Origin of the sequence: Mycobacterium sp. UNC410CL29Cvi84 (assembly GCF_000686745.1) — a bacterium.
GTDB lineage: Bacteria > Actinomycetota > Actinomycetes > Mycobacteriales > Mycobacteriaceae > Mycobacterium > Mycobacterium mucogenicum_B.
In genome coordinates, this window is record NZ_JMLM01000025.1 from 14,926 (window position 1) to 34,691 (window position 19,766).

Here is a 19,766-nt window from a genome sequence, read left to right on the forward strand (position 1 = left end):
GCCCGGGCTTTCGCCCCCTCGCGTTGTGTCAATACCAGTAACGGCGTCCGGCGACGGCGTGACCGGCCGCCCCGAGGAGCCAGAAGACCGCGCCCACCACGACGAGCACGATGCCCAGGACCCACAGCAGATACACGTTGAAGACGAAGCCCAGGATGAGCAGGACTACTCCCAAAGCAATCATGATGATCGTTTCCTTATCTCAGACGCGGCTTACCGCATCGCACTTGGTTGTGGCAGTCGGCAATCGACGACCTTCGGATTGACCCCGGCGTAGTTCAACGGCCCGGCGACCACGGTCAGCGCGATACGCCCTGCCGAGCCGCAGCTGGTGTCGCCGCCGCGGAAATAGTCGCGCTGCCAAGCTGCCAATACACCGATCAGCAGCCAGACCACCACGATGACGCCCACGCTTCCTCGCAACATGGCTCCTCCTACACAGACTTCTCTGGTCTCATGAAAAGAAGTACCCATGGGCGCGTGATGGCAAACTAACGCGCGGGAAAGCCGTCACTGGTCCAGCCGAAGACGTGTCGCCAGCTCAAGGAACGCCATGGCGAAGTCGTTCCCGGCCACCAGCTCTCGAATGCGCGGCCAGTCGAGCTGCTCACGGACGGCGCGCACCGCCGGCAGCAGCGGCGCGAAGTCACAGTGATGCTCATTGAGGGTCAGCAGCTTCTGAGTGATCACCGCATCGGGGGTCAGCACCGGCATCGAAATGGCCAGCACTTCACGCACCACGGCGCCGGAGAGCAGGGCGGAGTCCACCGGCACACCGTTGAGCCGGTGCAGGACGTCGACGAGGACGCCGTCGACGTGCGCCTTGAACAGCCAATCCTCAGGTGTCCGCTCGATGTCGAAGCCGTTCTGCCCCAGGATTTTCACCGCCGACTCGGTGTCCTCCTCAGGCACGACGAAGTCGACATCGTGATCGGGCTCCGGGGCGCCGTGGACCCACAGGGCGTAGCTGCCGGCAAGGGCGAAGCTCTGGGCATTGGCCTTGAAGGCACTCGCCGCGGCGCGCAGTGCATCTCGCAGTTGGGTGCGCTCAGGACACATGACGGACCGCGCGATCAAAGCCGGTATTCGCGGGTATCGAGACATCATGACTTCGATGCGCCTCGCGACCTTCAACATCCTGCACGGCCGCACCGTCGGCGACGGCGTCCACCTCGACAGGCTGCGCCGCAGTATCAGCATTCTCGACCCGGACATCCTGGCGCTGCAGGAAGTGGATTTCGACCAATCGCGTTCCGGCCGAGCGGATCTGACCGCCATCGCGGCTGAAGTGATGAACGCGGTCTCGCACCGGTTCGTCGCCGCCATCACCGGAACGCCGGGCGCCACCTGGATCGCGGCCACCGGCGAGGAACATCCGGAATCGGCGGCATACGGCATCTCGCTGCTCTCGCGCTATCCGGCGACCAGCTGGCAGGTACTGCGGCTGCCGCGGATACCGACCCGCTTTCCGATGTATCTGCCGGTCCCCGGAAAAGTGATGATCGTGCACGAGGAGCCCCGGGCGGCGGTGCTCGCACGGCTCGATACGCCGTTGGGCGCCATGACGATCGCCGGTACGCACTTGTCGTTCGTGCCCGGCTGGAATCGGCATCAACTGCGGCAGCTGGCCCGTACCGTTCGCGCCCTGCCGGGGCCGCACATCATCGCCGGCGACTTGAACATGGCGACGGGGCCGGCGGTGCGCTGGACGGGCATGCGCCCGCTCGCGTGTGCCGACACCTTCCCGGCCGAAGAACCGACTCAGCAGCTCGACCACCTTCTCACCGACGACCGGCAGCTGACCGTGCTCCGACATGCCACCCCGCGGGTGGAACTCTCGGATCACCGTCCCTTGGCTGTCACCGTGACCCGGCATTGACGGTAGTTACCCGTTCCGGCGGCATCAAAACCGTTCACCTCGAGCCGCGTTACCGATTCGATGCGTTTGCCGATACAACTTCGCGGCTATATCGGAGAGGTTGAATCCAGAGAGGAAGCCCGATGCTGAGCTCCGAAATCTCCCGCGAGTGCGCAAACGTATATCTGCCGCAACATGATTCGCGACTGCTGATCGATACCATGCACCGCTGCTGCCACCCGGCGGGTATGCGCGTCGCGGACCTGTGTACGGGAAGCGGGGTGGCAGCGATTGCTGCGTCCGGTGCCGGAGCAGACAGCGTCGTCGCCTTCGATACGTCACGCGCCGCCATCGCGGCGGCCCGCGCCAATGCTCGACTCGCCCAATCCCCGATCGATGCGCGGCTCGGTTCCTGGTCGGCGGCGCTGGAACTCGAGCCGTTCGACCTGGTGCTGTGCAACCCGCCGTACGTGCCGGAGCCCGCCAGCCGGGAGCCGGTGATCGTCGGCGCCGGCGGCCCGCCCACATCGTTCAATGCCGGTCCCGACGGCCGACTCATCCTCGATCCGCTCTGCGCCGCGGCACCCGCACTGCTCAAGCGCGGTGGCACACTGCTCATCGTTCAGTCCGAGTTCGCCGGTGTCGCGAGCAGCGTCACCGCCTTGCGGGACGGCGGACTTCAGGCCGCTGTGGTGGCGCGCCGGACCATCCCGTTCGGGCCCGTGATGACCGCACGGGCACGCTGGCTGGAAGACACCGGTCGCTTGACGCCCGGACGACGCACCGAAGAACTGGCCGCCATCAAGGCGGTGAAGCCATGAGCCCCAGCCGAAGAACCGTGCGCATCGTCCCCCGCGGCCCGATGTTGATCCAGGGACCGGTCGAGGTCGAACTGGAAGACGGCACCCGGGTCTGCTCCGACAGATTCATGGTCGCCATCTGCTGCTGCCAGCGCAGCAAAACCTATCCGTGGTGCGACACCAGCCATCGGCGACAGAACCGTTCTGCCGCCGATGGCCGAAAGTCCGGCGTCGATCAGGCGCAACCCACTTGAGCTCGCAAATCGCGCAAGGTGCGGTCCAGTATCCGTGACACATGCATCTGGGAAACGCCGATCGAGTCGGCGATCTGACGCTGCGTCATGGCACCGAAGTACCGCAGATAAAGCACCTTCTGCTCGCGTCGAGGCAGCGCCGCCAGCAGGGACCGTACCGATTCGCGATCCGTCACTCGGTCGAAGCCGGCGTCCATCTCACCGAGCGAGTCACCCAGCGCCTGCGCGCGCGCATCGTCGTCGCTGACGTTCACGTCGAGCGACTGGGGCTGATACGCCTTGGCTGCCACGATGCTCTCGACGACCTGGTCACGGTCTATCTCCAGTTCCTTGGCGAGCTCCTCGATACTCGGCGCCCTTCTCAGGTCACTCGTCAGATATGCAGTAGCACAGGCAATATCGTGCTGCCGATCGCGAATTCGCCTGGGTACGTGCACTTTCCAGCCATAGTCACGGAAGTACCGGCGCAACTCCCCCATCATCGTGGGAAGGGCGAACGCGACGAATCGTGATCCCCGCGCGGGATCGAACCGGTTGACCGCCTGCAGCAACCCCACCCGGGCCACCTGGATCAGGTCTTCGAGGTTCTCGCCTCGGCGGTCGAAGTGGCGGGCCACCCGGTCCGCCAGCGGGCAGCACCGCAGCACGATCCGTTCGAGTTGACGCGCGTAGGCGTCCGAGTCGGGCGGTAATTGACGGAGCACCGCGACCATCGCGACCACGTCCGCGTATTCGTCAGGACTTTGATCCGAGCCCGCCTCAACCGGCTCGCTCGTTTCGCGAAAGTCGTTTTCCAACACAGAAACTGACATGCAGCACCCCTTCCAGGGTGTGACAGCACGCACGACACCACCGATTGACGGCATACACAATTACGGGGTCCGCGACGTGCTGGCTTCCGCCGTGGAGGCGGAACGGCAATCTGCCGAAGTCGAGCCCGACCGCAACCGGCGAATCCTGAGAATGGAGGCCCCGCTCTGGACCGGATTCACGCGCCGAGCTGCAGTCTCTCGACCGACGCCGCTTTTGGCTAAGCGGCCACGCTGTACAACAGCGTCGTGCTTCTCACACTACACGGGGCTACCCGGCGCCACCACCAGAACGGGCGATGTATTCCTGCGCCTTGGTCTTCATCCCCTGATACACCAGGTGCCAGCCGTTGGGATCGCCCTTGAGAATCGCGGCCGTCAGATCTTTGATCTGTTCGTAGGTGGCGTGCGGCGGGATCGGCGGCACTTCGGGGTCGCACCGCACGTCCAGCACCACGGGGTGGTCGGCACCCAGCGCCCGATCCCAGGCCTCGCCGAGCCGCTCGGGGTTGTCAACCGCGATGCCATCCAGCCCCATGGCACAGGCGATTTCGGCATACGAGACGTCCGGTAGCGATTGTGACGGCACGAACTTGGGCGCTCCTCCCATTGCCCGCAACTCCCAGGTGACCTGATTGAGGTCACCGTTGTGGAAGACACACACCACCAGGCGCGGGTCGGACCATTGCTCGGCGTAGCGCTTGATGGTCAGCAGCTCGGCCATACCATTCATCTGCATCGCGCCGTCTCCGACGAGCGCCACCACGGGACGGTCCGGATGCGCGAACTTCGCACCGATCGCGTATGGCACCCCGGGTCCCATGGTGGCGAGCGTGCCCGATAGCGAACCCCGAATCTCACCACGGAACTTCAGACACCGCGCGTACCAATTGGTGGACGAACCGGAGTCGGCCGTCACGATGGCGGTCGACGGTATCCGCCGCGAAAGTTCCCACGCGATCCGCATCGGGTTCACCGGTCGGGCCGACAACATGCACTGACGCTCGATGGTGTCCCACCAGCGAGAGACGTTGTGCTCGATGGTATCTCGCCATGTCCGGTCGGTTTTCGGCTCCACCAGCGGCAGGAGCGCACCGAGCGCGGCACCCGCGTCGGCGACGATGTTCACCTCCGTCGGGTAGCGCATACCGATCGCGGTTCCGTCGATGTCGATCTGAATCCCCCTGGCCTGGCCGAACTTCGGCAGGAACTGGCTGTACGGAAAATTCGATCCGACGATCAGCAGGGTGTCGCAGTCGCGCATCATCTCGTAGCTCGGCCGCGACCCGAGGAGCCCGATGGATCCGGTGACATACGGCAGGTCGTCCGGCAGCACGTCCTTGCCCAGCAGCGCCTTGGCGACCCCGGCGCCTGTCTTGTCGGCGAGTTCGCGCACCTGGTCGGCGGCCCGGCGGGCACCCTGACCGACCAGAATCGCCACGCGCTCACCGGCATTGAGTACATCGGCGGCCTTGCGGACCTGTTCGTTCTGCGGATACACCGCGGGTGGCACGTACTCCGGATCGCTCGACGGCACCTGCTTGAACTCGTGTTGCGGCGGTTCGTACGGCTGCTCCTGCAGGTCCGACGGGATCACCAGGGCCGTCGGCGCCTGCCTCGCCAGCGCGATGCGGATCGCCCGGTCGAGCGCGTTGGGCAGCTGGTTGGCGACATTGACCTCGACCAGATAGTCACTGGCGACATCCTTGTAGAGACTGTGCAGGTCGACTTCCTGCTGATAACTACCGCCCATCGCGCTGCGCGCCGTCTGGCCCACGATTGCCACCACCGGAACGCGGTCGAGCTTCGCGTCGTACAGCCCGTTCAAGAGGTGGATGGCGCCCGGACCCGACGTCGCCATACAGACACCGACACCCCCGCCGAATTTGGCGTACCCCGTGGCGCCGAACGCTGCCATCTCTTCGTGGCGGGTCTGAATGAATTGCGGCTCATCGTCACTGCGGCCGAATGCGGCGACGATCCCGTTGATACCGTCGCCCGGATAGGCGAACACGTGACGCACATGCCATTGCCTCAGCCGCTCGAGCAGGTAATCCCCAACAGTCATCGTCATCCCGGCGTGGTACCCCTGAGGTACCGGACGAAACAGGCGTTTCGCGGTTCGGCCGCCCGGGTACGCCCCCAGCAGGACAGTACGAAGGAAGCCGCTACCACCCGGGAGGTGTCGATGTCTGAGGTCCAGGCCGGGGCGATCGCGCAACACGATGCAGACGCACAGGAAGCCGGACACCGGCGACGCACCGTCATCAACTGGGTGCTGGCCGGCCTCACCGTGCCAGGCGCCTTCGCGATCATCCTGTATCAGTACGCCCAGGTCCTCGCGACCGCGGGCTGTTCCGAACGGACCTGCGCCAAGCCGGGCCCGAGCCCGTTCGTGTTCGGCCTCATCGAGTACGGCGCGCCGGTGGTCGCTGTGCTGGCCATCGCACTGTCCTTCGTGACGGCGCGCACGCGACGCGGCATCGTGGTACCGCTGGTCGCCTGGGCCTTGTTGATCGCCGGATTCATCGTCCTCACGTTCACCTTCGAAACCCCCTGAAAATCAAGGGGTTCCGATGACCATTGATACCAACATCGAAGCCGTCCGACCTGCGGACGTGACGAAGGGTGACATCATCGAGGACCCGGCCGGTGGCCGGTGGCTCACCGTCCGTGAGATCCGGGTGGACTCCTCGCGCTACCGAGACGTCTTCAGTTTTTACGGTTCGGGGCCCGACGACCGCGTCATCGTCGTCGACACGGAAAAGGTTCGACGCAAGAGCGATGTATCCGATGACGGACGAGCACGGTGACCTGGGACCGTCCGACCAGAGGTGGGACCGGATAGCCCGTCACGAGACCGAAACTCAACGGCTGGACCGCAATTGGTCGAGTCTGTTGCAGGAACTGCGTGTCGCACAGACCGGAGTACAGCTGCTCACCGGTTTCCTGCTGACCCTGCCGTTCCAACAGCGGTTCAGCACGCTGGATGACCAGAGCCAGACCGTCTACCTCGCGACCGTCGGCTTCTCGGTCGCGTCGACGATTCTGCTGATCGCCCCAGTCGGCATGCACCGCATCCTGTTTCGGCAACGGCGCATGCCGCTGATCGTCGCCGCGGCACATCGATGCGCCTTCTACGGCCTGTTGTTGCTCGGGATCGCCCTGACCGGCGTGACCGAGTTGATCTTCGGCACCGTCGCGGGCCAGGTGGCGGGCTGGGTCGCCGGCGGCATCGGGCTGGCCGGCTTCTGCACGTTCTGGGTATTGGTGCCGTTGGCGATGCAGAACAGCAGACGCAGCGATACCGCTCGCGCACAATAGTTTTCGAACACGAAGCGGCCCGGCCTCCCCACGGTTGAAGGAGGCCGGGCCGTTCTGGCTTACTGGTTCTGCTGCTGGCGCTTCTCAGCGGCCGCCGCGCCGGCACGGGCCGACTCAGCTTCCGCCTCACGCTTGGCCGCATCGCGTTCGGCGTCGGCCTTGTCCTGCTGTGCCTGTCCCTCACGGACCAGGTCATCCCGGCCGACGACGCTGCCTGCGGCTTCCTTCAGCTTGCCCTTGACACCCTCGACGGTGCCCTTGATGCCCTCTTCGGGACCACTCTTGTGCTCTCCCACTGCATTTCCTCCTTATATTGCGGCTCTTGATCTCCGGCACTACCGACATACCTGGTCTGTACCCATCGGAAACCTCCTCTGACGCAACGTTTCACCAAAATCTGGCACGGGTACCCGAGTGTCCAGGAGTTGATCACCATGCGAAATACCCGGCGTGACCAGGGAGTACGGCATCACCATCGCCGACGCAGTCCGCAATCTCAGGCGATCGGCGCCGTCTGTCGGGTGTTCGTGAAGAACGTGGTGCGGATGTGGGCCCTGCAACCGAATCTGCATTGGCCCTTCAGTTCCATCGATCAGGTCGCCGCGCTGGCCCCCCTGCCGAGATCGACGACTGTGCAACGGGTCCGCCTGCCGTCCTGTCCGGCCGAATTGATCGGCACCGCAGGCTCGTCGGCGCGTCGCGCCATCCTCTATCTGCACGGTGGGGCGTTCCTCACCTGCGGCCTCAACACGCACCGATCCCTGGTGGCGCGGCTGGCCCGCAGCGCTGAGGCCGAGGTGCTCAACGTCGGCTACCGCATGCTGCCCGACCACGGGCTGTCGGCGGCGCTGGCCGACGCGGCCGACGGGCTCCGCTGGCTGCTGCACCGCGGCTACCGCTGGTCCGAGATCGTGGTGGCCGGGGACTCCGCGGGCGGCTACCTCGCGCTGCAGACCGCTGCGGAACTGCTTCGGCACGGTCACCCGCCGACCGCCGGCGTGGCGGCCATCTCTCCCCTGACGACGCTGAACCCGCGCGACAAATCCCCCGGTGGCAAGGACCGCTGCGCCATGTTCACCGCGCGTGCGATGACATCGTTCATGCGCTACGTCGCCACGCACGGTGAGAAGAGCCAGTCCGGGCAACCCATCGCCTCACCCGTCGACGCGGACCTGCACCAGATGCCGCCGGTGTCGATCCACGTGAGCAGCGACGAGTTCCTCCGGCCTGACGCGGAACTGATGTACGAACGCCTGACCGCAGCGGGGGCGCAGTGCGAACTTCATATGTGGGACGGGCAGATTCACGATTTCCCACTCGCCGCCGCCGTCCTGCCCGAAGGACGCCGGGCTATCCGCTACATCGGCGACTTCGTCAAGGAGGTCACCCCCGTGGCGGACAGCGACACACCGGAATATCCGTCGGCCGCCTCGCTGTGAACCAGGGCCGCCAACCGCCGCGTTTGTTGGCCATCGCCTTGGGTAACCAGACACGGTGGACGAAACATCGAATGCGAAGCACGAGCAGCTCGACGCCGCGCGGGTCGACAACAACGCGGGGTACCTGACCACCCAACAGGGCGTGCGGGTTCCGCACACCGACGACGCCCTCACCGCAGGTGAGCGCGGTCCGACCCTGCTGGAGGATTTCCATGCGCGGGAGAAGATCACACACTTCGACCACGAACGCATTCCGGAGCGCGTCGTGCACGCGCGCGGCGCAGGGGCCTACGGTTACTTCGAGCCCTACGACGACTCGCTGGCCGACTTCACCACGGCGAAATTCCTGACCACGCCGGGCCTGCGCACGCCGGTGTTCGTGCGCTTCTCCACCGTCGCCGGCTCCCGCGGCTCCGCCGACACCGTGCGTGACGTACGCGGCTTCGCCACCAAGTTCTACACCGAGCAAGGCAACTACGACCTCGTCGGCAACAACTTCCCCGTCTTCTTCATCCAGGACGGCATCAAGTTCCCCGACTTCGTGCACGCGGTGAAGCCGGAGCCGCACAACGAGATTCCGCAAGCCGCGTCCGCCCACAACACGCTGTGGGACTTCGTGTCGCTGCAGCCGGAAACGCTGCACACGATCATGTGGCTGATGTCCGATCGCGCCCTGCCACGCAGCTACCGGATGATGCAGGGCTTCGGTGTGCACACCTTCCGGTTGGTGAACGCCGCCGGCCAGGGCGTCTTCGTGAAATTCCACTGGACGCCGAAACTCGGGGTGCACTCACTGCTGTGGGAGGAATGCCAGCAGATCGCCGGTAAGGATCCGGACTTCAATCGCCGTGACCTGTGGGACGCCATCGAGGCCGGCCAGTTCCCCGAGTGGGAGCTGGGTGTACAGCTGATCCCCGAGTCCGATGAGTTCGCCTTCCCGTTCGATCTGCTCGATGCGACCAAACTCGTTCCCGAGGAACGGGTTCCGGTGATACCCGTCGGCCGGATGGTGCTCGACCGCAACCCCGACAACTTCTTCGCCGAGACCGAACAGGTCGCCTTCCACACCGCCAATCTGGTACCCGGTATCGACTTCACCAATGATCCCCTGCTGCAGCTCCGTAATTTCTCGTACCTCGACACCCAGCTGATCCGCCTGGGTGGGCCCAATTTCGCGCAACTGCCGGTCAACCGGCCGATCGCGGCAGTCACCAACAATCAGCGGGATGGCTACGGCCAGCACACCATTGCCCAGGGGACCACGAGTTACCTCAAGAACAACCTCGGCGGTGGCTGTCCGGCGCTGGCGGATGCGGACGCCTACCGGCACTACACCGAACGCGTCGACGGTCAGAAGATCCGTAGCCGCGCAGAGAGTTTCAAAGACCACTACAGCCAGGCCCGGATGTTCTGGCTCAGTATGTCGACCGTCGAGAAGGACCACATCGTCGCCGCGTTCTCGTTCGAACTCGGCAAGGTCGGACCCGAGACCGGCATCCGGCCCCGAGTCATCGCACAGCTCAACATGATCGATCACGAGCTCGCCGAGCGGGTCGCCGCCAAGCTCGGACTGCTTGCGCCTGACGAGGTCGCCGTGCCCGACCACGTGACGCCGTCGCCGGCACTGTCGCAGATGAATACCGCGACCGATTCCATTGTCAGCCGCCGAATCGCCGTCCTGGCCGCCGACGGCGTGGACCTGCGCGGCACCGAGCGGACTGCCGCCGCGCTCAGGGAGCAGGGCGCCACCGTCGACGTCGTCGGCCTCATCGGGGGCGGCACCATCACGACCGACACCGGCCAGGAACTCGGCGTGGATCTCGGGCTCAACACCACGTCGTCGACGCTCTACGATGCCGTGCTGGTTCCGGGGGCGCTGGACTCCGTCGAGCTGCTCGCCCAGGACGGTTCGGCGATCCATTTCGTCGCCGAGGCCTACAAGCACCTGAAGCCCATCGCCGCGTTCGGTGCGGGCGTCGGCCTGCTGCGCGCCGCGGGCATCAATCCCGAATCCGCCGGGCTCACCGAAACCCACACGGACAGAGGCGTTGTCACCACGACCTCACACGGCGGCGCGCTTGACGCGCTGTTCATCGAGGCCTTCATCGACACGATCCGGCGGCACCGGACCTGGAACCGGGCGACGGAGGCGGTGCCGGCCTGATGTCTACGCCCCGCGACCGAGTCGTTCTTTCCCGTCGTGGACGACGATTCGGACACCAATCAACCACCGTGAGGAGGAGTGGCATGCCGAAGACCACGAAGCAGGGGCAAGCCACTCGGCCGCCGAGGAATACGGCGAAGGTGAACGTGCCCACCGGGTCGCGTACTCAGCCCTGAAGCACAGCTATGAGAAGGTCGGCGACCACTGGGAGAAGAAAGACCACAAGGGCCCGTCCGACGAGCGGGCGCGCAGCGGCGGGCCCAACGCCCGCGGCAAGTCCGCCGAGGGCGTGGATACCCAGGCCACCAAGAAACACCTCATGGACGTCGCGCGCCGGCTCGACATCCGGGGCCGGTCGACCATGAACAAGGGCGAGCTGGTCGAGGCGATCGAGAAGGCCAACCGGCGGGCGAGCCGCCGCTAGCGAACTACCACTGACCGAGCTGGCACTGCACGTTGTACGGCGCGGTCTGGTGTGCTGCCGACTGCCCGTCGACCGCGATGTCGCACGTCGAGTCCGGGGCGGCCTGGCCACCGTGCGTGGTGCTGCTGACGGTGAAGATGGCCCACTGCGGGTCGGCGAGCGTCGTGGTGAACACCCACGGGGCGTCCGGTCCGACGGTGACCGTCTCGCGCTTGAGGTAGGCGTAGGCGTCGGCGTTGTACGCGGCCTTGTTCGCCGGCTGATTGACCAGGTAGAGCAGGTCGAAGGTGGCAGGGCCGCCGACCGACAGCGTGTACCGGACCTCGTGGCCGGCCGGGGCGGCAGACGCCACCGGCGCCATCAGCCCAGCGGCCGCCACTGCTGCCGCGCCACACACCACTGACAACTTGACTGTCGCTTTACGCATGCCGGTCATATCGACTGACCGTACCGGACCGTTACACCCTGCATCAGCCGTATCACCCCGCCTGCAGCTCCAGCAACACCGTCACCGGCCCGTCGTTGACCAGTTCGACGTGCATGTGGGCGCCGAACTGCCCGGTGGCGACCTCGGCCCCCAGCGCCCGCAGCGCCGCCGCGAACTCGTCGACGAGTGGCTCGGCAACCGGACCGGGCGCCGCGGCATTCCAGGACGGCCGGCGCCCCTTGGCGGTGTCGGCGTAGAGGGTGAACTGACTGACGACGAGGATCGGAGCGCTCGCATCGGCGGCGCTCAGCTCGCCGTCCAGGATGCGCAGCCGCCACAGCTTGTCGGCCATCTTGCGCACCACCGCGGCGTCGTCGGTGTGGGTGAGACCGACGAGCGCCACCAGGCCCTGAGGGTTCGGGGTGATCTCACCGACGGTCCGCCCGTCGACCGTCACCCGCGCCGACGTCACCCGCTGCACCAATACCCGCACATTCGCAGATGCTGCCACAGCAGTTTCGTGGTACCTCTGGTGGTCATGGACGGCCCATCCTGGCGCGGTACTCCCCTGACCCGGCGTTCGATCCTGGTCGGCCTCGGCGCCGTCGGGGCGTTCCTCGCCGTGGACCTCGGACTGGTCGCGTACACCAGCCGCGCCGGGACGCTGACCCGCCAGACGTTCCTGGACGGCTTCCGGAGCGTCTTCGGCGCTCACCCCGGATTCCGGAAGAACCATGCCAAAGGCGTCTCGGTGGTCGGCCACTTCATGAGCAACGGCAACGCGGCCGCCCTGTCCCGTGCCGCGGTCTTCGGGCCGGGTGAGACGCCCGTCGCAGGTCGCTTCTCTCTGGCCGGTGGGGACCCAACGGTCGCCGACACCCCGGGCGCAGCGCGCGGGCTCGGGCTGGCCATCGGCTTCCCGGGCGCCGGCCAATGGCGTACCGCGATGCTGAACCTTCCGGTGTTCGTCGACAATTCACCGCAGGGCTTCTATGACCGACTATTGGCGTCCAAGCCGGTGGCCGGCACGGGGAAGCCCGACCCGCAGCTGATGGCCGACTTCCTCAGCCGGCATCCCGAGACCGCGGCGGCGACTGCACTGGTCAAGAAGAGCCCGCCCACACCGGGTTTCGCCGACAGTACGTTCGCGGGTCTGCACAAGTTCTATCTGGTGAACCATTCCGGTGTCCGCACGCCGGTCCGGTGGTCGTTCGTGCCGCAGCAGACGGCGCTGCCACCGAAGTCCGACGATCCCAACGCGTTGTTCGACGCGCTGATCATTCAGTTGAAAAAGACTCCGCTGCAATGGAATCTGCGACTGACGGTCGGGCGCGACGGCGACCCGACCGACCCGACGCTGCCCTGGCCGGCCGACCGGCAGGTCATCGACGCCGGCGTCCTGACCCTCACCGAAGCCCAGACCGACGCCGCCGGCAACGCTCGCGACATCAACTTCGATCCGCTGGTCCTGCCCGACGGCATCGAGCCGTCCGACGATCCGCTGCTCAGCGCCCGGTCGGCGGTGTACGCCGGGTCGTACCGGGCCCGGACAATCGAACCGAAAACCGCTCCGGCCGTTCAGGTTCAGGAGGTCAAGCCGTGACCGACCGCTTCCCCATCCGCACCCGCGTGTTGCACTGGCTGACCGCGGTCGCCGTGTTCGCCGCGCTGCTGATCGGCTTCACCATGACCGACCGGATCGGCTCCCACGGCGCCCTGGTCGCCGTCCACATGACGCTGGGCATCAGCATCCTGGTCATCGTGATCGTCCGGGCGGCAAACAGATTCACCCACAAGCCGCCGAAATGGCCAGACACCGTGGGGCCGCTGGAGGGCAAACTGGTCGCCGCGTCCGAACTGGGGATGTACGCCATGCTGCTGGCGCAGCCACTGGTCGGCTGGGCCATGGTGTCGGCTTCGGGCAGCCCGGTGCGGGCGTTCGGTTTGACGCTCCCCAGCCTCGTCCCCTTCGACGGTGACCTGTACGGCATTCTGCGGCAGGCACATTCGGTGGTGGCCTACCTGTTGGTGGCCGCCATCGCCGCGCACGTCAGCGCCATCCTGCTCCACACCCTGACACTGCGCGACGGCATGCTGCGCCGCATGACGGGCTAACGCAATCCCCCGAGCCGGCCTGGGGGTACCTCCCGCTTGCGGGGGAGTTTGTACACCGAAACGCCGTGTGGGATGTGCATTTTGGGGCCGCCCAGCGCTGACGAGCGGCCCCAAAACGCCGAGGATGGGCGGCGTGTCGCGTACAGACACGGCCGCTCGCGGTTAATGAAGTAGGGCGACGACCTGGGTGACGACGTCGGCGATGGGCACGTCGACCTGCTCGCCGTTCGACAGGTCCTTGACGCCGACGGTGCCGGCCTCGATGTCGCGGTCGCCGGCCACCAGGGCCACCTTGGCGCCCGAGCGGTCGGCGGCCTTCATCGCACCCTTGAGGCCACGGTCGCCGTAGCACATGTCGGTGCGGACACCCGAACCACGCAGGGCCGCAACGATCTTCGCCAGTTCCAGCTTGGCCGGTGCGCCCAACGGCACGGCGTACACGTCGACGGCCGCGGGAGAGGCCACCGTCTTGCCCTCGGCCTTCAGCGCCAGCACCGTGCGGTCCACGCCGAGGCCGAAGCCGATCCCGGACAGGTCCTGCCCGCCCAACTGCTTCATCAGGCCGTCGTAGCGGCCACCGCCACCGATGCCCGACTGGGCGCCGAGGCCGTCGTGCACGAACTCGAACGTGGTCTTGGTGTAGTAGTCCAGGCCGCGGACCATGCGCGGGTTGATCACGTACGGCACGCCCAGCGCGTCCAGGTGCGCCAGCACGGTGTCGAAGTGTTCCTTGGCGGCTTCCGACAGGTGATCGAGCATCACCGGGGCGTCCGCCGTCATCTCCTTGACGTGCGGCCGCTTGTCGTCGAGCACCCGCAGCGGGTTGATCTCGGCGCGGCGCCGGGTGTCTTCGTCGAGGTCGAGCTTGAACAGGAAGTCCTGCAACAGCTTCCGGTACTGGGGCCGGCAGGTGTCGTCACCCAGCGAAGTGATCTCCAGGCGGAAACCGTCGAGGCCCAGCGAGCGGAAGCCGGCGTCGGCGACGGCGATCACCTCGGCGTCCAGTGCCGGATCGTCGATGCCGATGGCCTCCACACCCACCTGCTGCAGCTGGCGGTAGCGGCCGGCCTGCGGCCGCTCGTACCGGAAGAACGGTCCGGAGTACCGCAGCTTGGCCGGCAGCGCGCCGCGGTCCAGCCCGTGTTCGATGACGGCCCGCATGACGCCGGCGGTGCCTTCCGGCCGCAGCGTGACAGAGCGGTCACCGCGGTCGGCGAAGGTGTACATCTCCTTGGACACCACATCGGTGGACTCACCCACACCGCGGGCGAACAGCGCGGTGTCCTCGAACACCGGCAGCTCGATGTGGCCATACCCGGCCAGCCGCGCGACGTTCAGCAGTCCGTCGCGTACCGCGACGAATTCCGCCGAGTCCGGGGGCAGGTAATCCGGGACGCCCTTGGGCGCCTGAAAATCGCTCAACTTGATAAGCCTTCGAGGAATGGGTTGGTGCGGCGTTCGGCGCCGATCGTGGTCTGTGGGCCGTGCCCAGGTAGTACCACGGTGTCGTCGTCGAGCACCAACAGTTTTGTCACGATCGAGTTCAGCAGGTCCCGGCCGCTGCCGCCCGGGAGATCGGTGCGGCCCACCGACTGCTTGAACAAGGTGTCGCCGGTGAACGCCAGCTCGGCGGGACCGTCGCTCACGCGGAACACCACCGAGCCCCGGGTGTGCCCCGGAGTGTGGTCCACCGTCACGGTGATGCCGCCCAGGTAGAGCTTGTCACCGTCGCGGTCGAGTTCGGCGACCTGCTTGGGCTCGGAGAACAGCACCCCGAACGCCAGCTGGGCCAGCCGCGGACCGAACCCCTTGATGGGATCGGTCAGCATGAACCGGTCCTCGGGGTGGATGTACACCGGACAGCCGTAGGTGTCCGCCACCTTCTGCGCCGACCAGATGTGGTCGACGTGGCCGTGGGTGAGCAGCACCGCCGACGGGGTGAGCCGGTTCTCATCCAGAATCTCGCGGATGCGGCCCATGGCCCGCTGGCCCGGGTCGACGATGATGGCGTCCGACCCGGCGCGCGCCGCGAGGACGTAGCAGTTGCACTGCAACATCCCGGCCGGAAACCCCGTCAACAACACGCAGCCATTTTCCCACGTGGGAAACTGCCTCCATGACGCAGCCAGGACCCTGGGGACCCCCGCCGCCCGACCAGCCCCAGTACTACGGTGCGCCGCAATACGTTCCGGGCTTTCCGCCGCCGAAGAAGTCCCGCACCGGCTGGGTGATGTTCGCCGTGATCGCCGTCATCGCGCTGGTCGCGGCCGGCGTCGCCGCCGTCATCGTGCTTCGGCACAAGAACGTGCCCGTGGGTGGGGCCGCCGAGACGTCATCCGCCGACGCCGGCCCGACGCCGCTGCGCTCGATCCGGCTGGCCGCGCCCAACGTGGCCACCAAACCGGGCAGCTCCGAGCCGAAGGCCACACTGACGGTCTACGAGGACTTCCTGTGCCCGTTCTGCGGCCGGTTCGAGCAGGTCTACGGCGCGACCATCGGCAAGCTGATCACCGACGGCCGCGTCGCCGTGGACTACACCATGGTGTCGATCCTCGGCCGCGGCGACCTGACGTCGTACTCGGTCCGGGCCGGCGCGGCGGCGTACTGCGTGGCCGACGCCGACACCGCGGCGTTCCAGCGGTTCCACGCCGCGCTGTTCGCGCATCAGCCCGACGAATCGGCGCAGACCTTCCCGTCCGACGACGAGCTGGTCGCACAGGCCGAGAAGGCCGGCGCCCCGGATTCGGTCGCCGATTGCATCACCGGTGGCAAGTACCGGGCCATGGTCAACAACGCGGTGAAGAGCGCGGGCATCAATTCGACGCCGACGGTTCTGCTCAACGGCACCGACATCGGGGACGCCGTGCTGCTGCATCCCGATCCGCAGGCGCTGCTGGACCAGCTCAAGACCGTCTCAGGGTGACCTGGCACACTCGGTGCCGACCATAAGTCGGGGCACTTCGCCCCGACCGTGACGAGGAGGGCTTCGGCGGTGCCGACGAATGAACAACGGCGGGAGACCGCCAAGCGCAAGCTGGAACGGCAGTTGGAGCGCCGGGCCGAGAAGGCCCGCAAGCAGCGCATCATGACCATCGCCGCGTCGGTGGTCGCGGTGCTCGCGGTGATCGGCGGCGCCGTCTTCGGTGTCATCTATCTCAACAAGGACTCCAAGTCCTCGTCGGCGACCGCCTCGGCGTCGACCGAGAGCTCGACCGCCCCGGCGCAGAACCCGCCCGCCGACGGCAAGCTGCCACCGTTCGTGGCGCCCGCCGGCCTCGGCGAGAACTGCCAGTACCCGGCGTCGTCGGAGCAGGCCAGCAAGAAGGTCAACCCGCCGCGCACCGGCAAGATCCCCACCACCCCGCCGACGGTGACGGCCAGCATGAGCACCAACCAGGGCAACCTCGGGCTGACCCTGGACAACGCCAAGGCCCCGTGCACCGTCAACAGCTTCGCCAGCCTGGCACAGCAGGGCTACTTCAACGACACGCCCTGCCACCGGCTGACCAAGGGCGGCCTGGACGTCCTGCAGTGCGGTGACCCGACGGGCTCCGGCATGGGCGGCCCCGGCTACCAGTTCGCCAACGAGTACCCGACCAACCAGTACCAGCCCGACAGCCCGGCGCTGAGCCAGCCGGTCGTCTACCCGCGCGGCACGCTCGCGATGGCCAACGCCGGCCCGAACACCAACGGCAGCCAGTTCTTCCTGGTCTATCAGGACTCGCAGCTGCCGCCGGGCTACACCGCGTTCGGCACCGTCGACGCCACCGGCCTGGCCACCCTGGACAAGATCGCCCAGAACGGCATCGAGGGCGGCGCCGGCGACGGCAAGCCCGCGCAGCCGGTCACGGTGAAGTACATCCAGCTGGACTGACAGTCCACGAGCAAGGCCCGGTCACCACGGTGACCGGGCCTTGTTCGTGTTAGGCCCTGCGCGGACCCGGCAGCGGTGGAATCATGCGCATCGTGGCGAACACCAAACCGCAGACCATCTCGTACCCGGCGCCCGGCTCCCGGCCGAACCGCCACGACGATGTCGCCGTCGACCCACACGTGATCGTGCTGTTCGGCGCGACCGGCGACCTCGCCAAACGCAAACTGCTGCCGGGCCTGGCCTATCTGGACCAGTCCGAACTCGCGCCCGACATCCAGATCGTCGGGACCTCGCTGGAGGACCTGAGCATCGAGGAGTTTCGGGAGCTCGCCAAGGCCGCGATCGATGAATTCGGCAGCCATCACCTGACCGACGAACAGTGGGAACGATTCGCCGCGACGCTCACCTACGTCCCGCAGAGCGCCGGGCCGTCCGGGCTCGCGGCTGCGGTCGCCGCTGCCGAGAAGAAGCTGGGCCCGAATGTGCGCCGCCTGCACTATCTTTCGGTGCCGCCGAAGGCCGCGCGCGCCGTCATCGCGACGCTGGACGAGGCCGGCCTGGTCGAGCGCTCCCGGGTCGTCATGGAGAAGCCGTTCGGGACCGACCTGGCCAGTGCGGTCGAACTCAACAACTTCGTCCACGAAACCTTCGACGAGGCACAGATTTTCCGGATCGACCACTTTCTGGGCAAGGAAGCCGCGCAGAACATCCTGGCGTTCCGGTTCGCCAACGGCCTGTTCGAGCCGATCTGGAATCGCAACTTCATCGACCACATCCAGATCGACATTCCCGAGATGCTCGGCCTGGACGCCCGCGCCAACTTCTACGAGAGCACCGGCGCCTACAAGGACATGGTGGTCACCCACCTGTTCCAGGTGATGGCCTTCGTGGTGATGGAGCCGCCGACGGCACTGGAACCGCGCGCCATCAGCGAGGAGAAGAACAAGGTCTTCCGGTCCATGCTGCCGGTGAAGGTGTCCGATGTCGTCCGCGGGCAGTTCACCGGCTACCGCGAACTCGAGGGCGTGGCAAGGGATTCCGATACGGAGACGTTCATCGCCCTGAAGGTCGGCATCGACAACTGGCGTTGGGCCGGGGTGCCGATCTATCTGCGCACCGGCAAGAAGATGGCCGAGGGCATGCGCATCATCTCGATCGCCTTCAAGGAGGCACCGCGCACCATGTTCCCGTCGGGTTCGGGCGTCGGGTCTCAAGGGCCCGACCACCTGACCTTCGACCTGGCCGACAACTCGAAGGTGTCGCTGTCGTTCTACGGCAAGCGGCCCGGGCCGGGAATGAAGCTCGAGAAGCTCTCGATGCAGTTCTCGGCCACCGAGGCCGACGGCGCCGATCAGGTACTGGAGGCCTACGAGCGGTTGATCCTCGATGCCATGCGCGGCGACCACACGCTGTTCACCACTGCCGAGGGCATCGAGTCGCTGTGGGCGAATTCGGCTGCGCTGCTGGCGGATCCGCCGCCAGTCAAGAACTACCAGCCCGGCACCTGGGGCCCCAACGCCATCCACCAACTGATCGCGCCCAACGCCTGGCGGCTGCCGTTCGAACGGGGTTGGCGGGAGGCCAAGAAGAAGTAGGTTCTACGGCCGTGGCGCCGCGGTCGCCTGCTCGAGCTGCAGGATGGCCGCGTCGACCATGGTCTGAATGATTTCGCAGGTGCTGAAGTCGCTCATCCACAGGTGCGGGGTGTCGGTGCGGTGCAGCATCGCGACACCGTGCAGCGCGACCGACAGCGCCGCGGCGACGCGCTTCGCGTCGGGTCCCGGCTCGGAGTCGGGGTCCATACCGCCGGCGGCCAGCAGGCCGCGCGTCACCACCTCGAGCGCCTGGCGCGCCGACGGGGTGATCTCGTCCACCTTGACCATCAACACATAACGCAACGGAAAGCGTTGGGCGAACGCGACATACGCGCGGCAGCCGAGCAGCAGACGCTCGCGCCGCGTCTTGCCGCTCGGCACCTGCTCGGCGATGTCCTGGTTCACCTGATCCCAGCTCAGCTCCGCCACAGCCGCCAGCACGTCCTCGCGACTGTCGAAATGGGCGTACACCGACATGTTGGAGATACCGGCCTCGCGCGCGATGCTGCGCAACGACACCTCGTTCGTGGACTCGGACGAGTCGACCACCCGGATCGCAGCGGCGAGGATTTCATCGCGCAACAGCGCGCCTTGCCCCCGCACATTCCGCTGCCGTGTCGAGCCCGCCATGCCTTCACCCTAATAGCCGTCGTGACGAGGTGTGATGGTCGCCACCGCACCGT

Annotated in this window: 25 protein-coding genes; 14 read left to right on the forward strand and 11 right to left on the reverse strand. The window is 66.7% G+C overall.

Features of this window, described 5'->3' with window-relative positions; genetic code table 11:
* Nucleotides 1–28: 28 nt before the first annotated feature.
* The 3 genes from BR47_RS33615 to BR47_RS0125690 all read right to left on the reverse strand — a co-directional run bounded on the left by BR47_RS33615 (nucleotide 29) and on the right by BR47_RS0125690 (nucleotide 1,059).
* Entirely contained in the window at nucleotides 29–184 is a 156-nt protein-coding gene (locus tag BR47_RS33615) for a DUF6131 family protein (RefSeq protein ID WP_020101720.1), read from the reverse strand.
* Nucleotides 185–213: 29 nt separating this feature from the next.
* Nucleotides 214–426, reverse strand: a complete 213-nt coding sequence (locus BR47_RS0125685) for a hypothetical protein (protein ID WP_090562272.1) — start codon at nucleotides 424–426, stop codon at nucleotides 214–216.
* 84 nt (nucleotides 427–510) lie between these two features.
* The gene (locus BR47_RS0125690; protein ID WP_029121241.1) at nucleotides 511–1,059 is read right to left on the reverse strand and encodes a nucleotidyltransferase family protein; all 549 of its coding nucleotides are present in this window, start codon (nucleotides 1,057–1,059) and stop codon (nucleotides 511–513) included.
* 55 nt (nucleotides 1,060–1,114) lie between these two features.
* Here BR47_RS0125690 and BR47_RS0125695 point away from each other — a divergent pair, with 55 nt between their 5' ends.
* The 3 genes from BR47_RS0125695 (at nucleotide 1,115) to BR47_RS31495 (ending at nucleotide 2,912) form a co-directional block, all read left to right on the forward strand.
* Nucleotides 1,115–1,879: an endonuclease/exonuclease/phosphatase family protein gene (locus tag BR47_RS0125695; RefSeq protein WP_029105290.1), complete on the forward strand. Its 765-nt coding sequence runs from the start codon at nucleotides 1,115–1,117 to the stop codon at nucleotides 1,877–1,879.
* A gap of 122 nt (nucleotides 1,880–2,001) precedes the next feature.
* Nucleotides 2,002–2,679, forward strand: coding sequence for a methyltransferase (locus tag BR47_RS0125700; RefSeq protein WP_051635005.1), 678 nt, complete (start codon nucleotides 2,002–2,004; stop codon nucleotides 2,677–2,679).
* A complete protein-coding gene (locus BR47_RS31495) occupies nucleotides 2,676–2,912 on the forward strand; it encodes a CDGSH iron-sulfur domain-containing protein (protein ID WP_081633426.1) in 237 nt (78 codons plus the stop codon). Before BR47_RS0125700 ends, BR47_RS31495 begins: the two co-directional genes overlap by 4 nt.
* On the opposite strand, the gene BR47_RS0125710 is transcribed toward BR47_RS31495, so the two are convergent.
* Both BR47_RS0125710 and BR47_RS0125715 read right to left on the reverse strand, forming a co-directional pair.
* Nucleotides 2,894–3,625, reverse strand: a complete 732-nt coding sequence (locus BR47_RS0125710) for a SigB/SigF/SigG family RNA polymerase sigma factor (RefSeq protein ID WP_081633444.1) — start codon at nucleotides 3,623–3,625, stop codon at nucleotides 2,894–2,896. The two genes, BR47_RS31495 and BR47_RS0125710, sit on opposite strands and share 19 nt — an antisense overlap.
* A gap of 367 nt (nucleotides 3,626–3,992) precedes the next feature.
* Nucleotides 3,993–5,795: a thiamine pyrophosphate-requiring protein gene (locus BR47_RS0125715; protein ID WP_029121243.1), complete on the reverse strand. Its 1,803-nt coding sequence runs from the start codon at nucleotides 5,793–5,795 to the stop codon at nucleotides 3,993–3,995.
* 114 nt (nucleotides 5,796–5,909) lie between these two features.
* Between BR47_RS0125715 and BR47_RS0125720 the strand changes: the two genes are divergently transcribed.
* The 3 genes from BR47_RS0125720 to BR47_RS0125730 are packed head-to-tail and all read left to right on the forward strand — an operon-like array spanning nucleotide 5,910 to nucleotide 7,045.
* The gene (locus tag BR47_RS0125720; RefSeq protein ID WP_231506784.1) at nucleotides 5,910–6,281 is read left to right on the forward strand and encodes a hypothetical protein; all 372 of its coding nucleotides are present in this window, start codon (nucleotides 5,910–5,912) and stop codon (nucleotides 6,279–6,281) included.
* Nucleotides 6,282–6,297: 16 nt separating this feature from the next.
* Complete coding sequence (locus BR47_RS0125725; RefSeq protein ID WP_020101731.1) at nucleotides 6,298–6,534, forward strand: hypothetical protein; 237 nt, start codon at nucleotides 6,298–6,300, stop codon at nucleotides 6,532–6,534.
* Complete coding sequence (locus tag BR47_RS0125730; RefSeq protein WP_029121245.1) at nucleotides 6,515–7,045, forward strand: DUF6328 family protein; 531 nt, start codon at nucleotides 6,515–6,517, stop codon at nucleotides 7,043–7,045. Before BR47_RS0125725 ends, BR47_RS0125730 begins: the two co-directional genes overlap by 20 nt.
* A gap of 59 nt (nucleotides 7,046–7,104) precedes the next feature.
* Here BR47_RS0125730 and mbp1 read toward each other — a convergent pair whose 3' ends face one another.
* Nucleotides 7,105–7,341: a microaggregate-binding protein 1 gene (gene mbp1 / locus BR47_RS0125735; protein WP_020101733.1), complete on the reverse strand. Its 237-nt coding sequence runs from the start codon at nucleotides 7,339–7,341 to the stop codon at nucleotides 7,105–7,107.
* Nucleotides 7,342–7,566: 225 nt separating this feature from the next.
* Here mbp1 and BR47_RS0125740 point away from each other — a divergent pair, with 225 nt between their 5' ends.
* The 3 genes from BR47_RS0125740 to BR47_RS31500 are packed head-to-tail and all read left to right on the forward strand — an operon-like array spanning nucleotide 7,567 to nucleotide 11,072.
* Complete coding sequence (locus BR47_RS0125740) at nucleotides 7,567–8,484, forward strand: alpha/beta hydrolase (RefSeq protein WP_036427780.1); 918 nt, start codon at nucleotides 7,567–7,569, stop codon at nucleotides 8,482–8,484.
* 55 nt (nucleotides 8,485–8,539) lie between these two features.
* Nucleotides 8,540–10,648, forward strand: a complete 2,109-nt coding sequence (locus BR47_RS0125745; protein WP_029121247.1) for a catalase — start codon at nucleotides 8,540–8,542, stop codon at nucleotides 10,646–10,648.
* A 46-nt stretch (nucleotides 10,649–10,694) separates the two neighbouring features.
* Nucleotides 10,695–11,072 carry a ChaB family protein gene (locus tag BR47_RS31500; RefSeq protein WP_051635010.1) on the forward strand — a complete coding sequence of 126 codons (378 nt, stop codon included), beginning with the start codon at nucleotides 10,695–10,697 and terminating at the stop codon, nucleotides 11,070–11,072.
* 4 nt (nucleotides 11,073–11,076) lie between these two features.
* Here the strand turns inward: BR47_RS31500 and BR47_RS0125755 are convergent, their stop codons facing one another.
* Both BR47_RS0125755 and dtd read right to left on the reverse strand, forming a co-directional pair.
* The gene (locus tag BR47_RS0125755) at nucleotides 11,077–11,508 is read right to left on the reverse strand and encodes an Rv2576c family protein (RefSeq protein ID WP_020101738.1); all 432 of its coding nucleotides are present in this window, start codon (nucleotides 11,506–11,508) and stop codon (nucleotides 11,077–11,079) included.
* Nucleotides 11,509–11,551: 43 nt separating this feature from the next.
* Nucleotides 11,552–11,992, reverse strand: a complete 441-nt coding sequence (dtd, locus tag BR47_RS0125760; RefSeq protein ID WP_029121248.1) for a D-aminoacyl-tRNA deacylase — start codon at nucleotides 11,990–11,992, stop codon at nucleotides 11,552–11,554.
* A gap of 45 nt (nucleotides 11,993–12,037) precedes the next feature.
* Here dtd and BR47_RS0125765 point away from each other — a divergent pair, with 45 nt between their 5' ends.
* Together BR47_RS0125765 and BR47_RS0125770 are read left to right on the forward strand one after the other, a co-directional pair.
* On the forward strand, nucleotides 12,038–13,102 hold the full coding sequence (locus BR47_RS0125765) for a catalase family peroxidase (RefSeq protein ID WP_029121249.1): 1,065 nt from the start codon (nucleotides 12,038–12,040) through the stop codon (nucleotides 13,100–13,102).
* Nucleotides 13,099–13,614: a cytochrome b gene (locus BR47_RS0125770; RefSeq protein ID WP_029121250.1), complete on the forward strand. Its 516-nt coding sequence runs from the start codon at nucleotides 13,099–13,101 to the stop codon at nucleotides 13,612–13,614. Before BR47_RS0125765 ends, BR47_RS0125770 begins: the two co-directional genes overlap by 4 nt.
* A gap of 162 nt (nucleotides 13,615–13,776) precedes the next feature.
* On the opposite strand, the gene hisS is transcribed toward BR47_RS0125770, so the two are convergent.
* Both hisS and BR47_RS0125780 read right to left on the reverse strand, forming a co-directional pair.
* On the reverse strand, nucleotides 13,777–15,036 hold the full coding sequence (hisS, locus tag BR47_RS0125775) for a histidine--tRNA ligase (protein ID WP_029121251.1): 1,260 nt from the start codon (nucleotides 15,034–15,036) through the stop codon (nucleotides 13,777–13,779).
* Nucleotides 15,033–15,698 carry an MBL fold metallo-hydrolase gene (locus tag BR47_RS0125780; RefSeq protein ID WP_029121252.1) on the reverse strand — a complete coding sequence of 222 codons (666 nt, stop codon included), beginning with the start codon at nucleotides 15,696–15,698 and terminating at the stop codon, nucleotides 15,033–15,035. The genes hisS and BR47_RS0125780 overlap by 4 nt, the downstream gene beginning before the upstream one ends.
* Before the next feature lie 32 nt (nucleotides 15,699–15,730).
* Here BR47_RS0125780 and BR47_RS31505 point away from each other — a divergent pair, with 32 nt between their 5' ends.
* The 3 genes from BR47_RS31505 (at nucleotide 15,731) to zwf (ending at nucleotide 19,083) form a co-directional block, all read left to right on the forward strand.
* Nucleotides 15,731–16,537, forward strand: coding sequence for a DsbA family protein (locus BR47_RS31505; RefSeq protein WP_051635006.1), 807 nt, complete (start codon nucleotides 15,731–15,733; stop codon nucleotides 16,535–16,537).
* 69 nt (nucleotides 16,538–16,606) lie between these two features.
* Nucleotides 16,607–17,488, forward strand: a complete 882-nt coding sequence (locus BR47_RS0125790; protein WP_029121253.1) for a peptidylprolyl isomerase — start codon at nucleotides 16,607–16,609, stop codon at nucleotides 17,486–17,488.
* Between the two features lie 92 nt (nucleotides 17,489–17,580).
* Entirely contained in the window at nucleotides 17,581–19,083 is a 1,503-nt protein-coding gene (zwf, locus tag BR47_RS0125795; protein ID WP_029105297.1) for a glucose-6-phosphate dehydrogenase, read from the forward strand.
* Between the two features lie 3 nt (nucleotides 19,084–19,086).
* On the opposite strand, the gene BR47_RS0125800 is transcribed toward zwf, so the two are convergent.
* A complete protein-coding gene (locus tag BR47_RS0125800) occupies nucleotides 19,087–19,713 on the reverse strand; it encodes a TetR/AcrR family transcriptional regulator (RefSeq protein ID WP_225433664.1) in 627 nt (208 codons plus the stop codon).
* Nucleotides 19,714–19,766 lie beyond the last annotated feature (53 nt).

Excerpts from the sequence above, each read along its gene's own strand:
- BR47_RS33615 (WP_020101720.1), bottom strand. The coding sequence starts at position 184 with ATGATTGCTTTGGGAGTAGTCCTGCTCATCCTGGGCTTCGTCTTCAAC.
- BR47_RS0125685 (WP_090562272.1), bottom strand. The coding sequence starts at position 426 with ATGTTGCGAGGAAGCGTGGGCGTCATCGTGGTGGTCTGGCTGCTGATC.
- BR47_RS0125690 (WP_029121241.1), bottom strand. The coding sequence starts at position 1,059 with ATGTGTCCTGAGCGCACCCAACTGCGAGATGCACTGCGCGCCGCGGCG.
- BR47_RS0125695 (WP_029105290.1), top strand. The coding sequence starts at position 1,115 with ATGCGCCTCGCGACCTTCAACATCCTGCACGGCCGCACCGTCGGCGAC.
- BR47_RS0125700 (WP_051635005.1), top strand. The coding sequence starts at position 2,002 with ATGCTGAGCTCCGAAATCTCCCGCGAGTGCGCAAACGTATATCTGCCG.
- BR47_RS31495 (WP_081633426.1), top strand. The coding sequence starts at position 2,676 with ATGAGCCCCAGCCGAAGAACCGTGCGCATCGTCCCCCGCGGCCCGATG.
- BR47_RS0125710 (WP_081633444.1), bottom strand. The coding sequence starts at position 3,625 with ATGGTCGCGGTGCTCCGTCAATTACCGCCCGACTCGGACGCCTACGCG.
- BR47_RS0125715 (WP_029121243.1), bottom strand. The coding sequence starts at position 5,795 with ATGACGATGACTGTTGGGGATTACCTGCTCGAGCGGCTGAGGCAATGG.
- BR47_RS0125720 (WP_231506784.1), top strand. The coding sequence starts at position 5,910 with ATGTCTGAGGTCCAGGCCGGGGCGATCGCGCAACACGATGCAGACGCA.
- BR47_RS0125725 (WP_020101731.1), top strand. The coding sequence starts at position 6,298 with ATGACCATTGATACCAACATCGAAGCCGTCCGACCTGCGGACGTGACG.
- BR47_RS0125730 (WP_029121245.1), top strand. The coding sequence starts at position 6,515 with ATGACGGACGAGCACGGTGACCTGGGACCGTCCGACCAGAGGTGGGAC.
- BR47_RS0125755 (WP_020101738.1), bottom strand. The coding sequence starts at position 11,508 with ATGACCGGCATGCGTAAAGCGACAGTCAAGTTGTCAGTGGTGTGTGGC.
- BR47_RS0125765 (WP_029121249.1), top strand. The coding sequence starts at position 12,038 with ATGGACGGCCCATCCTGGCGCGGTACTCCCCTGACCCGGCGTTCGATC.
- BR47_RS31505 (WP_051635006.1), top strand. The coding sequence starts at position 15,731 with ATGACGCAGCCAGGACCCTGGGGACCCCCGCCGCCCGACCAGCCCCAG.
- BR47_RS0125800 (WP_225433664.1), bottom strand. The coding sequence starts at position 19,713 with ATGGCGGGCTCGACACGGCAGCGGAATGTGCGGGGGCAAGGCGCGCTG.